We start from the raw sequence: 13,441 nt of genomic DNA on the forward strand, positions 1-13,441 counted from the left end.
TATAAATAATTATTCATTTTAATTTTAATAGGGTACTGTATCCCCTATTAAAATTAAAGTGTTGCTATAGCTTCTATTTCTACTAAACAATCCTTAGGAAGTCTTGCAACTTCTACACAACTTCTTGCTGGAGTATTTTCAGTAAAATACTCTCCATAAACTTCATTTACTTTTGCAAAGTCATTCATATCCTTAATAAATACTACTACTTTAACTACCTTATCTAGACTAGTACCAGCTTCTTCTAAAATAGCTTTAACATTTTCTAAAGATTGCCTCGTAGCAGCCTTTATTTCTGTTGCAATTTCTCCCGTTACTGGATTGACTGGAATTTGACCTGAAGTAAATACCATATCTCCTATTTTAATTCCTTGAGAATAAGGTCCTATTGCTGCTGGAGCATTAGGAGTTGAAATAATTTCTTTTTTCATATAATATACTCCCTTTCTTTTATGTATTTTTTATTGGATTTTATTTAAAATATCCATATCCATTTTTTACTAATAAAACTATACACTGTTTCAAAGAAAACTTCAACATAAAATAAATCAATTTATTTTTCTTATAGTAATTTATTTTATTTTTTTATATTAGTTTAATATTTTTCCAATAAAAACTTTAATACTTTATTAATAAGTGATAAAATAATATTAAAATTCTGAGGGAGGTAGTATTTATGAATAAAGATGTTAAAATTGATTGGGATAATCTTGGTTTTAACTATATTAAAACTGATTACAGATATATATCAGTTTGGAAAGATGGAAAATGGGACGAAGGTAAGCTTACTGAAGATAATATGTTAACTATAAGTGAAGCTTCAACAGCTCTCCATTATGGTCAACAATGCTTTGAAGGATTAAAAGCTTATAGAAGAAAAGACGGTAAAGTTCAATTATTTAGAGTAAATAGAAATGCTAAAAGAATGAATGATAGCACTAAGAAATTACTTATGCCAGAACTACCAGAAGAAAAATTTATAGATGCTTGTATGCAAGTTGTAAAAGCTAATGAACATTATGTTCCCCCATATGGCACTGGTGCTACATTATATTTAAGACCTTTTATGATAGGTGTTGGAAATAATATTGGTGTTAAACCTGCACCTGAATACATATTTTGCGTGTTTGCAGTGCCTGTAGGTCCATATTTTAAAGAAGGTTTATCACCATGTAACTTTATGATAGCAGATTATGATAGAGCTGCCCCACAAGGAACAGGTGGACAAAAAGTAGGTGGAAACTATGCAGCTTCATTGCATCCACATTTAATTGCTGCTGAAAGAGGTTTTGCTGATTGTATCTATCTAGATCCTGCAACCCATTCAAAAATTGAAGAAGTTGGTGCTGCAAATTTCTTTGGTATAACTAAAAACAATGAATTTGTTACCCCAAAATCACCATCAATCCTTCCAAGTATAACCAAATACTCCCTAATGGATATTGCTAGAGATTATTTAAATATGCCTGTATATGAAAGAGATGTTTATGTAGATAATCTAGATGAGTTTAAAGAAGCTGGTGCTTGTGGTACTGCTGCTGTTATAACTCCTATTGGTGGTATAGAATATAATGATAAACTTCATGTATTTTATAGCGAAAAGGAAGTTGGCCCTATTATAAAAGAACTTTATAGGATACTTTGTGGAATTCAATTTGGTGATGTTGAAGCACCAGATGGTTGGATTTTTGAAGTAAACTAATTATAATTTATTATTTTTAAAATTTTAAGATATTATAAAAAATGATGTATCATACATTGATGATACATCATTTTTTATAACTAAATATGATTTGCTACTTCATAAGCATCCCAAATCGCATACATTATATTAGAAACTTTACGAGCATCTCCTAAAAGGTGGATATTAGACACTTCAAACTCTAACTCATTGTATAATGAATTTTCTTCTTTATATCCTATAGCAAGAATAACTGAATCACATTTTATAGTTTCTAATCCATTTTCTCTTTCTATTTTAAGAACTCCATTATTATATGATTTAACCTTTGAATTTACTTTTACATCTATATTATTAAATGGAATTAATCTTTCTAGCATTTCACTATTTGCTGAACATAAAGGTCCATTTACTGCTAATATTTTATCAAGTGCTTCAACTATTGTAACTTTCTTTCCCTTCTTTACAAGATCAAGTGCTAGTTCGCAACCAACTAATCCTCCACCTACTATAACAGTATTATCTCCACAATCTTCTTTTCCAATTAATATGTCTGCTGCTGTATATACTTTACTATCATCACCAAGAGAAAATACTTTTGGCGTAGAACCTGTTGCAATTATTACCTCATCTGCATTTGAATTAAGAATATCTTCCTTTGTAATTTCTATATTTAAATTTACTTCAACATCTAAATTTTTTAAAGTATTACTATACCAAGTAGCTAACGCAATATCATCCTCTTTAAAATCTGGTGCACCGCCTGGAATTAAATTTCCACCTAATTTGTCACTCTTTTCATAAACTACTGGGATATGTCCTCTTAATGCTAATACCCTAGCCGCTTCACATCCAGCTACTCCACCGCCAACTATTAAAACTTTTTTCTTTTTTAATATAGGATTTAAAGCATTATCCTTTTCTCTACATGCTTGAGGATTTACTGCACAATTAAGCATAGAATAATGTTGAATACGTCCCATACATCCTTCTTGGCAAGATATACATGGTCTAATTGATTCGATTCTATTTGCTCTTAACTTATTTACATAATCAGGATCTGCAAGTAATGGTCTTCCAAGGCTTATCATGTCACATGTTCCATTTTCAATAGCTTCAAGAGCCATATCTGGATTATCCATTCTTCCTGCACATATTATTGGTACATTAACTGTATCTTTCATTAATTTAGCAAAAGGTCTATATAATCCTTTTTCTTGATACATTGGAGGATGACTCCACCACCATGAATCATAGGATCCTACATCTACATCTAATGAATCATATCCATAAGATACAAGTAGTCTAGCTGCTTCTATTCCTTCATCTATATCTCTTCCCTTTTCAGTGAATTCTTCTCCTGGAAGAGCTCCATCTCTTAAATCCTTTATAAAACTCTTTGGTGAATATCTAAGAGTTACTGGAAAGTCTTCTCCACATCTTTCTTTAATTTCTTCAACTATTTCACGAGCGAAACGAAGTCTATTTTCTAAACTTCCACCATATTCATCTCTTCTTTGATTAAATAATGATATGGCAAATTGATCTATTAAGTATCCTTCATGAACAGCATGAATTTGAACTCCATCAAATCCTGCTCTTTTAGCGTTATACGCACCATCTCCAAATTTCTTAACTATAGATTTTATTTCTTCTATTGTTAACTCTCTACAAATTTTATCAAGCCATCTATGTTGTATCGGTGATGGGGCAACTGGTGGAAATTCTCCTAAGTTAGTAGGTATTGTAACTCTACCAAAACCACCTGACATTTGTAAAAATATCTTTGCATTATACGCATGTATTCTTTCAGTCATTTCTCTAGCAGTTCTAATAAATTGAACTGGATTGTGTGTTGGACAAGGACAATTAGGCATTCCATGTTCTTCAACAACATTATCTACAAAAGTTACACCAGTAATTATTAATCCTGTTCCCCCTTTTGCTCTCTCAGTATAATAGTTAATTCCCCTTTGATTAAATCCACCCTCACTATCTGATAATCCTAGCGGACCCATAGGTGCCATAGCAAAACGATTTTTTATTTCACATTTTCCTATTTTAACTGGCTCAAATAATTTTTTGTATCTATTCATAAAACTCCCCCCTATTAGTTAAAAAATTAACATTTACAAATTCATTATATTACTACAATATAAACATGTCAATATTTACATGTTTATATTTATATCAATCTTTTAATTTATATTTTTTCATGCTAAAATATTAAATATAAATGTTGTAAGAAAGGTAGTACATATGAGGACATTAAAATATGCAATCTTAGGTCTTGTTAATAGAAGTCCATTAACAGGCTATGATATAACTAAATCTTTTAATTCAGGATTAATTGAGTTTTGGTATGCAAAACATAGTCAGATTTATCCTGAGTTAAAAAAATTAACAGAAGAAGGACTAATTTCTTATGAAGTTGTTATTCAAGGAGAGAAACTTGAAAAGAAATTATATTCTATTACTGAAAAAGGTAGACTTAGCCTTCAAAATTGGCTAAAAAAAGATGATCCTTTAGAGCCTACCCCTAAAGATATTTTTAGATTAAAAGCTTATTTCTGTGATGAAATGGATAAAGAAACACTAAATGCTCAATTTCAAAGTGCTATTATAAAACATACTGAAAGATTATCCTATCTAGAAAGTGCTATGGAAAATTTATCAAAAGACAAAGACGTTTCAAAAGTATCATCACCAGGATTTGGGGACTATATTGTTCTAAACGGAGCTATAATGCGAGAAAAAAATTACATTGATTGGCTTAATGATTGCTTAGATAAAATATCTAAAGATAACTAAGCCATAAAAAAATTCACATATGTAAATTTTGCTTATTCATACACCCACTCCAAGTCATGGGAAAATTACATATGTGAACTTTTAATTTAAAGTAATTATATACAAATATTCACAATAAACATATTATCTTTAATTTCTATATTTAAATCTCCACCTTGTGCCTCAGCTAATCCCCTTGCAATGTCTAATCCAAGTCCCGATCCTTCTGTACTTCTTGAAACATCTCCCCTTTTAAATCTTTCAACTAAACTTTCTGCATCTATATTTATATTTTCTTCTACCTTATTAATAAATATCACTTTACTTTTTTTATTAACCTTACTTTCATCATATTCAATTATTATAAAAACATCCGATGGATTTAAGGCATATTTAATAATATTAGATATTATATTTTGATATATTCTTAATATTTTATTATAGTCCCCACTAACTATAATCTTTTTTTTCTCTTCTACACTAAATTCTTTAGAGTTAATATAAATCTTTTTATTAATATTTAATTCTTTTTCTAGTAATTTCTCCTTTACTTCAAGCAAAGCTTGATTCAATACTTCCATTAAGTCTATTTCTTTTATTTCTAAAATAACTGTTTCAGAATTTGCAATTATAGACTCTTTTAAATCCTTTAATAATACACTTATTTCATTTGCTTTTCTTTCTAATATACTTATATATTCTTTTCTATCCTTTATCTTAATATCATCTTTGCTTAAAAAATCAACATAATTTATTACTGATGTTAAAGGAGTTCTTAAATCATGAGATACATTAGTTATTAAATCCATCTTATTTATATTAGAAATAGCTTCTCTATCTTCGATATCCTTAGATATTAAAATAAAATCAAAAATGGCTCTATTCATTATATTAAACTCAACTCCATTAAGAATTGCATAATTACTTTTATTAACATTCAATATTTCAATAACCTTAGTAAAATTGCCATCTTCTAAATATTTAATCGTTTTATCTAAAACTAAATTTATATTTTTAATTATTAAATTATTTTTCACAAGACTTATATAAAGATATATAGCAATAATTGTATTTAATATAATTATCCAAACTAATATAGTTTCTTTTATATCTATTCCTTTCATGGTTATTTGAAAAATAATTTGATAAAAAATCATATAAAAAATCACATTAATTACTATCTTTATTAATCTATCAAATACTTTTATTTTATAAAATCTCTTTTCATATTCTTCTATATTACTTTTATTATACACTCTACATTTTAAAACTATTTGAATTACTGAAATAGCTACTATTATAGAGAAAACTATCCAAGTTAATAAAACTATATATTTAGGTCCTTCAGTATTGTAATTTGGTAAAAACTCTTTACCTGTTGTATTAACTAATTTTCTTACAACAAAATAATTAATCAAAATTAAAATCTTACCTATTATTGTCTCTAATAATACTTTTTCATTTATTAATCTTAAATTTTTAACTTCATAATCCTTAAGCCAGCTTATATTATTTTTTAATAACACCTTATCTAATAACATTAATTCACCACCTTATCTAGGGAAGCTTCTGTTATTAACTTTATATTAAAGGTAATAATAACTTTAAATAAATCTCCATCTATATTTATTTTAAAATCTCCTTTTTGTAATAAAACTAAATTTTTTGCAATTTCTAAGCCAAGGCCAGAAACATCTTCACTTTTATTACTATTAATTAAATATACTAAATCCTTTGGATCTATATTTAATTCCTTTTTAGAAGTATTTTTTAAGATTATATGTATTTTTTCATCTTCTCTCTTTACATCTAAATAAATTCTACTATTTTCTAAAGAATGTTTTACTATATTTTCAAAAATAATATCAAATACTCTCCATAGCATTTCTCCACTACAGGATATATATAATCCTTCATTCGGAAAACTACTCTTAATTATTAAGTTTTTATCTAATAACTTATCTTCTATTTCTATAGTTGCTTGCTTTAAGAACTCTATTACTTCAATATCATTTAACTCTATTTCCATATCTCCTGTGGCAGTTTTAGAAGCTTCAAATAATTCTTCAACTAATTTTTTTAAGTTATTTGACTTAATCTTTAAAATTTTTATTGCATCATCATTATCTTCTTCTAGCTTTAATTTATTTATATTAGTGTCTATATCTTCTAATGGCTTATTTAATTTATTTGTTAAATTATTTATAAGCTCCATATTAACTTTTTCATTTTTTCTAATATTTATTGCAGATTTTTTTAAGTCTAAGGATATATAATTAATTTTATCTATTAAATTTAAATAATTTCTATCTATAGGTATTTCAATATTTTCTTTATTAAAAACTTCCCTTTGAATATAGTAGCTTGATTTTTCTTCATTTTTAAAATCCTTTATCCACTTTTCAATACCACTCCATATAAAAGAGCTCATACTATTATTTTTAAATAACTTTATAAACATTAAAATATTTAATAATGTTAAAAGTATAATAATAGATACTAAGGTTTTATATTGTGGAACTATATAAATGAATAGTATTAGTAAAATATCTAATAAAATAAAAAATAAATACTTTAAGCTGTTTCCTTTATTTTTCAAACTTATATCCAACTCCCCATACAACTTTTATATATCTTGGTTTTTTAGGATCTACTTCTATCTTTTCTCTAATTCTTCTTACATGTACCATTACTGTATCTGTATTAAAGCATGGTTCCTCCCATACTCTTTCATATATTTCTTTTGCAGAAAATACTCTACCAGGACTTCTTAAGAGTAATTCTAAAATCCTATATTCTGTTTTAGTTATTTTTATTTCTTTTCCATCTAACTCTAATAATTTTTTCTTTTTATCTAGTTTTATTATTCCATAGGATAAAATATCCTCCTCATTTTCTCTTGAATAATTACCTAAATCTACATATCTTCTTAATTGAGATTTTACTCTAGCAATTAGCTCTAAAGGATTAAAAGGCTTAGTTATATAATCATCTGCACCAATATTTAAGCCTAAAATTTTATCTGTATCTTGAGATTTTGCTGATAAAATTATAATAGGTATATTTTTATCTTCTCTTATATTCATAGTTGCCCTCATTCCATCCATTTTAGGCATCATTAAGTCCATTATAACTAGATGTATATCTTCTTTATTTACTATATTTAATGCTTCTATTCCATCATAGGCTTTAATTACATTTATATTTTCATTTTTCAAATAAATTTCAATTGCATCTGTTATTTCTTTTTCATCATCAACTACTAAAACATTATACTTCCCCATACTTTTATTTTTTTCTCCCTTTGCTTTAAGTTATTATATGTAAATTATAACATCTATAAATTATATATTAAGTTATAAATTTAAAAATAATCTATAATATTTCTAACAAATTCCTTACAAATAAAATAGGAGATAAAAATCATACTTATTATTCTATTGCTAAAGCTCTAAGCAATAAAAATATGATTTTTATCTCCCTCTATAATTTATTTATAAATTACTCATAGATTAATTTTCAAAATTATTTTTCTTTACTTCCACTAGTAATAAAGTAATATGGTAAAGCTAAAAATAATACTCCCCCGATAAAGTTTCCTAGTGAAACTAAAACTATATTATATGTATATCCCCTCAAAGTAATTGTTGCTGGATCTATTAAATAACCCATAGCTAAAAAACTCATATTTGCAACACTATGTTCAAATCCTGCAGTTATAAAAGTAAATAAGCACCAGAAAATCATTAATATTTTAGCAGTTTCTTCTTTTAGCTTATAGCACATCCAAACAGCTAAACAAACCAGTATATTACATAATATACCCTTAATAATTAACTGATCTGCTGGGGTATTTATTTTAGCAAGAGCATTACTAACTATAAATTCTCCAATATAATCACTTTTACCGCTTGCTAAACCAGCTTGAACAAATAGAATTGCTCCAATAATTCCTCCAAGTATATTTCCAATCCAACTTGAAAACCAAATTTTTAAAGCATCTATCCAAGTTACTGTTTTTTCTAAAGCTCCCATAGTCATAATCATGGCATTACTTGTAAATAAATCTCCACCTGCCATTAATACTAAGCTAAGTGCTACTCCAAAAGATGCTCCCATTAGAATTTTATAAGTATCTACTCCATTGTGATGTAATATTCCACCTATACTATAAATTAGCATAATCCCTAAACTTACAAATAAGCTTCCTAAAGCAGCACTTATTAAGTATCTAGCCTTACTTCTTTTTAATAAATTACTTTTAACCTCTGCTGAATGGGCTAAATTATGAATTTCTTTGCTGTACATGTTGCACCCCACTATATAATATTAATTTTTTTCAAATCACTTAACGTAGTAATTTAAATTTTTGCCAAAAAATATTGTATAATGAAAAACAAAGTTTTGCAATTAAAACTTTGTTTTTTTCATTTATATTATTTAATTTTTTCATGGATTTTTCTTATATAAAACTCTCTAACCTCTTTATATTCTAGTAATGATTTTTTTACTGGATTTACTTTTATATTATTTTCTTCCATTAAAGTTCTCCAAGAGTTTTTGTCTCCCAAAATATCTTTTTTAATATGATTTCCAGGCAACATCAAAATTGAAGCCATTGATACTTCTTCAATATTATTCTTTATAAGTTCTTTTAATATATCAGCTTTCTTAATTTCACCTTCTAATGTTCCCATATATACACTTTTAAACCCTTTTTTAATGAAAGTATTTTTTAGTTCATTATAACTTTCAGTATCTATACTTTTTGAACCATGACCAACTAATACTATGTTTTGAGTTTTCTTTAAATCCTCATCCATAGCATCTACAATCAACTTACATCCTTCATGCAATGATTTTTCTTCATTTCCCATAATAACTTCACCTAAAGTTATTTTAGAAAAAGAATAATTGTATTCTTTTATAGTTTTTTCAATAGATAAAAATTCAATACCTTCTATAATATGAAGTGGTTGTATATATACTTCTCTATATTTATCATTACTTAAATTAAATAGTACCTCTTCTAGCCTAGGTACTATCTTTCCATATTTATTAAATAAAATATTAGATACTATACTAGATGTAAAGGCCTTACATACATAGTACTTATCATTAAAACTTTTTCTTATTTCTTCTTCAAAGTCTTCTATCTCTTTTAATCCATCTAAATTAGATGTTCCAAATGAAACAATAACAATTGCTTTTGACATAATCATCCCTCTATTAAATATTAAAATTTCTGAAGACTTCTAGGAATTTATTAATATGATCTTCTGTATGAGCAACACTTAAAAATAATGCCTCATATTGAGATGGCGGTATATTAATTCCATTTTCAATCATATGTTTAAAATACTTCTTGAAAATTTCTGCATCACAAGTTTTTACATCTTCATAATTTCTTACTTCTTTTAAAGTTGTAAAGAATATAGTAAGCATTCCACCATATCTATTTATAGTTAATGGAATAGACTTTTCTTTAGCTATATCTAATAACCCATCTTCTAATAACTTTCCAAGACTATCTATTTTTTCATAATACTCTTCTTTATTATTTCTAAGCTTATTTAATGTTGCAAGCCCTGCTGCCATTACTATTGGATTTCCTGACATAGTACCTGCTTGATAAACTTCACCTACTGGAGATAAACATTCCATTATTTCTTTTTTACCACCATATACACCACAAGGAAGACCACCACCAATAATCTTTGCATATGTAACTAAATCAGGCTTTGCAGTAAATAGTTTTTGAGCCCCTTCATAGGATACTCTAAATCCACTCATAACCTCATCAAATATTAATAAAGCTCCATATTTATCACATTCTTCTCTTAATAGATTCATAAAGTCTTCTTCAGCCTTTATTACTCCCATATTTCCAGCTACAGGCTCTATTATAACTCCTGCAATATCATTTCCATACTTATCAAATAAAGATTTCACGCTATCTTTATCATTATAAACTGCAATTAGTGTATTTTTAATACTATCTTCAGGAACTCCTAAAGAACCTGGGATTCCATTAGTTAATACACCTGAACCTGCCTCTACTAAAAATCCATCAAAATGTCCATGATAGCATCCTGCAAATTTTATAATTTTATTCTTTTTAGTATAGCCTCTAGCTAATTTGATAGCACTCATAGTTGCTTCTGTTCCTGAATTAACCATTCTTATCATTTCAACATTTTCTGAGTTTTTACATAAAAACTTTGCCATAGCTAGTTCTAATTCAGTTGGAGCTCCAAAAGCTATTGCACTTTCTGACACTTCCTTTATAGCCTTTACTACATCCCTATCAGAATGCCCTAGTATCATTGGTCCCCATGCTAATACAAAATCAATATATTCCTTTCCTTCTTCATCTATTATTATTGCCCCTTTTCCACTTTTTATAATTGGAGGAGTCATTCCTGTATTTTTGTAAGATCTAACAGGTGAATTAACTCCACCTGGCATATATTTTTTTGATTCATGAAATATTACATCATTCCTCATAACTTAATTCTCCTTTAACCATCTTACTGCATCTAAAGCAAAGTAAGTTATTATAATATCTGCTCCGGCCCTTTTCATAGATAACAACATTTCTAAGGCTACTGATTTTTCATCTATAAGGCCTGCCTCTGCTGCTGATTTAACCATTGCAAACTCTCCACTTACATTATACGCACAAATTGGAACATTTACCAACTCTTTAGCTCTTCTAATAATATCTAAATAAGACATTGCTGGTTTAACCATTATTATATCAGCACCCTCATTAATATCCCATTGAATTTCCTTTAATGCTTCTTCTGAATTAGCCGGGTCCATTTGATAAGTTTTTCTATCACCAAATTGTGGTGTTGAATGGGCAGCTTCTCTAAATGGTCCATAGAATGCTGATGAATATTTAGCTGCGTAACTCATTATAGCTACATTTTTATATCCATTTTCATCCAAGACCTCTCTTATATGACCTATTCTTCCATCCATCATATCAGAAGGTGCTACCATATCAGCTCCAGCTTTAGCATAGGATAATGAAATCTTTCCTAATACATCAAGAGTTTTATCATTATCAACTTCATTTCCATTTAATATTCCACAATGACCATGACTTGTATATTGACACATACAAACATCTGTTATTATATATAAATCCTTAGAAATTTCTCTTATTTTTCTAATTGCTTGTTGAACAATTCCATCATCCTTATAACTCTCTGATCCACAATCATCTTTATGATTTGGTAATCCAAATAAGATTACTCCTCTTATATTACATTCTTCAACTTCTTTAATTATTTCAGGAAGTCTATCTAAAGACCAATGATAATTTCCTTTCATTGATGATATTTCTTCTTTTATATTTTCTCCTTCTACAACGAAAATTGGGAAAATAAAATCATTAGAATTTAAAACATTTTCTCTTACTAAATCTCTAATTGCTGAATTTGCTCTTAATCTTCTTCCCCTTTTAATCATTTAAATCACCTTATCCTTCTTTATATGCTTGTATATTTCTACTATTTCTTCTAAAAAGCCATCCTCCGAATGTATTTTACACATATGTGCTTCTATTGAATTTTCCTTTAACGCTTTGAAAGTTTGAGGACCAATTGCAATATTATATTTTTCTTTAATTTTATCTTTACCAAATAATGATATCATATTATTAACAGTACTTGGACTAGTAAATAATATAAAATCCACCTCTTCAAATGCTCTTTCATTTTTCACTTCACCACAAACAGTATTATATGTATGAATTCTATCTACAACTAATCCTAATTTTTCAATTTCGTTTTTTAAATATTCTCTACTTGATGACGAACATGGAATCAATACTTTTTCTTCACTTCTTAAATGAGGTTCTAATGCTTTAAATAAGCCTTCTCCTACAAATTCTCTTCCCATAGCAAAAGCTTGAATACCTCTATTCTCAAGAGCCTTTCTTGTAGCTTTTCCTACAACTGAAAATTTTGCCTTTATTGATCTCAAATCTATATTATTTTCTATAATATAGTCAAAGAACATATTTACACCATTTACCGAAGAAAGTATTATATGATCATAATCAGAAAGCTTATCCTTAACTTCATTTAAATTATCTTTCCTTGGCTCTATTTTTATAGAATTTATTTCTGTAACCTCTGAACCTAATTCTCTTAACCTCTTTTTTAAATTAGATGATTGCTCTCTAGATCTTGTAACACAGATATTTAGTCCAAAAAGAGGTTTTTTTTCATACCAATTAAGTTTATCACTTAATGAAACAACTTCACCCATTACTATTATACATGGAGATTGTAATTTAGCATCTTGAACTTTTTTTTCTATATCCTTTATAGTTCCTACAACCTTTCTTTGTTTTGAAGAAGTTCCCCTCATTACTACAGCAACTTTAGTGTTTTCATCTTTTCCATATTTCAATAAATTTTCAATTATAGAACCTAAGTTATTAAGTCCCATCATAAATACTAAAGTTCCTTTTTCTTTTGCAATAGCTTCCCAATTAATATTTAAAACTCCCGATGTCATACCTGTAATAATATGAAAGCTTTGAGACATTTCTCTTTGAGTAATTGGAATTCCTGCATAATTTAATACAGATATTGGTGAAGTTACCCCAGGAATAACTTCAAATTCTATATTTTCATCAATTAAGGCTAAGACCTCCTCTCCCCCTCTTCCAAAAACATAAGGATCTCCACCTTTTATTCTTCCAACTATATGACCTTCTTTAGCTAATTTTACTAAAGAATCGTTAATTTCTTCTTGAGTTTTATAATGAGCTCCTGGCTCCTTTCCACAATAAAAAATTTTACAATCTTCATTTAAGTAATTTAATATATTATTAGAAACTAATCTATCATATAACACTGCTGTACATTTTTTTAAAGTATCTACAGCTTTTAAAGTTAATAAATCCTCATCTCCTGGCCCTGTACCAATTATATAAACCTTACTCATTTT

General features: G+C 27.6%; 12 protein-coding genes. 2 read left to right on the plus strand and 10 right to left on the minus strand.

Annotated elements, in window-relative coordinates:
- Positions 1 to 53: 53 nt before the first annotated feature.
- A complete protein-coding gene (locus ACQPVP_RS08455) occupies positions 54 to 431 on the minus strand; it encodes a RidA family protein (RefSeq protein WP_430849023.1) in 378 nt (125 codons plus the stop codon).
- 245 nt (positions 432 to 676) lie between these two features.
- Between ACQPVP_RS08455 and ACQPVP_RS08460 the strand changes: the two genes are divergently transcribed.
- Complete coding sequence (locus tag ACQPVP_RS08460; protein ID WP_430849025.1) at positions 677 to 1,702, plus strand: branched-chain amino acid aminotransferase; 1,026 nt, start codon at positions 677 to 679, stop codon at positions 1,700 to 1,702.
- An 80-nt stretch (positions 1,703 to 1,782) separates the two neighbouring features.
- Here ACQPVP_RS08460 and ACQPVP_RS08465 read toward each other — a convergent pair whose 3' ends face one another.
- A complete protein-coding gene (locus ACQPVP_RS08465) occupies positions 1,783 to 3,777 on the minus strand; it encodes an FAD-dependent oxidoreductase (RefSeq protein WP_430849027.1) in 1,995 nt (664 codons plus the stop codon).
- A gap of 163 nt (positions 3,778 to 3,940) precedes the next feature.
- On the opposite strand from ACQPVP_RS08465, the gene ACQPVP_RS08470 reads away from it, so the two are divergent.
- Complete coding sequence (locus tag ACQPVP_RS08470; protein ID WP_430849029.1) at positions 3,941 to 4,492, plus strand: PadR family transcriptional regulator; 552 nt, start codon at positions 3,941 to 3,943, stop codon at positions 4,490 to 4,492.
- Between the two features lie 95 nt (positions 4,493 to 4,587).
- On the opposite strand, the gene ACQPVP_RS08475 is transcribed toward ACQPVP_RS08470, so the two are convergent.
- The 8 genes from ACQPVP_RS08475 to cobA all read right to left on the minus strand — a co-directional run bounded on the left by ACQPVP_RS08475 (position 4,588) and on the right by cobA (position 13,438).
- Positions 4,588 to 6,012 carry a sensor histidine kinase gene (locus tag ACQPVP_RS08475; RefSeq protein WP_430849031.1) on the minus strand — a complete coding sequence of 475 codons (1,425 nt, stop codon included), beginning with the start codon at positions 6,010 to 6,012 and terminating at the stop codon, positions 4,588 to 4,590.
- Positions 6,012 to 7,070, minus strand: coding sequence for a sensor histidine kinase (locus tag ACQPVP_RS08480; RefSeq protein WP_430849033.1), 1,059 nt, complete (start codon positions 7,068 to 7,070; stop codon positions 6,012 to 6,014). Before ACQPVP_RS08480 ends, ACQPVP_RS08475 begins: the two co-directional genes overlap by 1 nt.
- Positions 7,060 to 7,755, minus strand: coding sequence for a response regulator transcription factor (locus tag ACQPVP_RS08485; RefSeq protein ID WP_430849035.1), 696 nt, complete (start codon positions 7,753 to 7,755; stop codon positions 7,060 to 7,062). Before ACQPVP_RS08485 ends, ACQPVP_RS08480 begins: the two co-directional genes overlap by 11 nt.
- A gap of 241 nt (positions 7,756 to 7,996) precedes the next feature.
- Positions 7,997 to 8,779: a formate/nitrite transporter family protein gene (locus ACQPVP_RS08490; protein WP_430849037.1), complete on the minus strand. Its 783-nt coding sequence runs from the start codon at positions 8,777 to 8,779 to the stop codon at positions 7,997 to 7,999.
- A gap of 128 nt (positions 8,780 to 8,907) precedes the next feature.
- A complete protein-coding gene (locus ACQPVP_RS08495; protein WP_430849039.1) occupies positions 8,908 to 9,687 on the minus strand; it encodes a sirohydrochlorin cobaltochelatase in 780 nt (259 codons plus the stop codon).
- A gap of 13 nt (positions 9,688 to 9,700) precedes the next feature.
- Positions 9,701 to 10,978 carry a glutamate-1-semialdehyde 2,1-aminomutase gene (gene hemL / locus ACQPVP_RS08500; protein WP_430849041.1) on the minus strand — a complete coding sequence of 426 codons (1,278 nt, stop codon included), beginning with the start codon at positions 10,976 to 10,978 and terminating at the stop codon, positions 9,701 to 9,703.
- 3 nt (positions 10,979 to 10,981) lie between these two features.
- Positions 10,982 to 11,950: a porphobilinogen synthase gene (hemB, locus tag ACQPVP_RS08505; RefSeq protein WP_430849043.1), complete on the minus strand. Its 969-nt coding sequence runs from the start codon at positions 11,948 to 11,950 to the stop codon at positions 10,982 to 10,984.
- Positions 11,951 to 13,438, minus strand: coding sequence for a uroporphyrinogen-III C-methyltransferase (gene cobA, locus ACQPVP_RS08510; protein ID WP_430849045.1), 1,488 nt, complete (start codon positions 13,436 to 13,438; stop codon positions 11,951 to 11,953).
- Between the last annotated feature and the right edge of the window lie 3 nt (positions 13,439 to 13,441).

This window comes from Clostridium nigeriense, assembly GCF_050585265.1.
Classification (GTDB): domain Bacteria; phylum Bacillota; class Clostridia; order Clostridiales; family Clostridiaceae; genus Clostridium; species Clostridium nigeriense_B.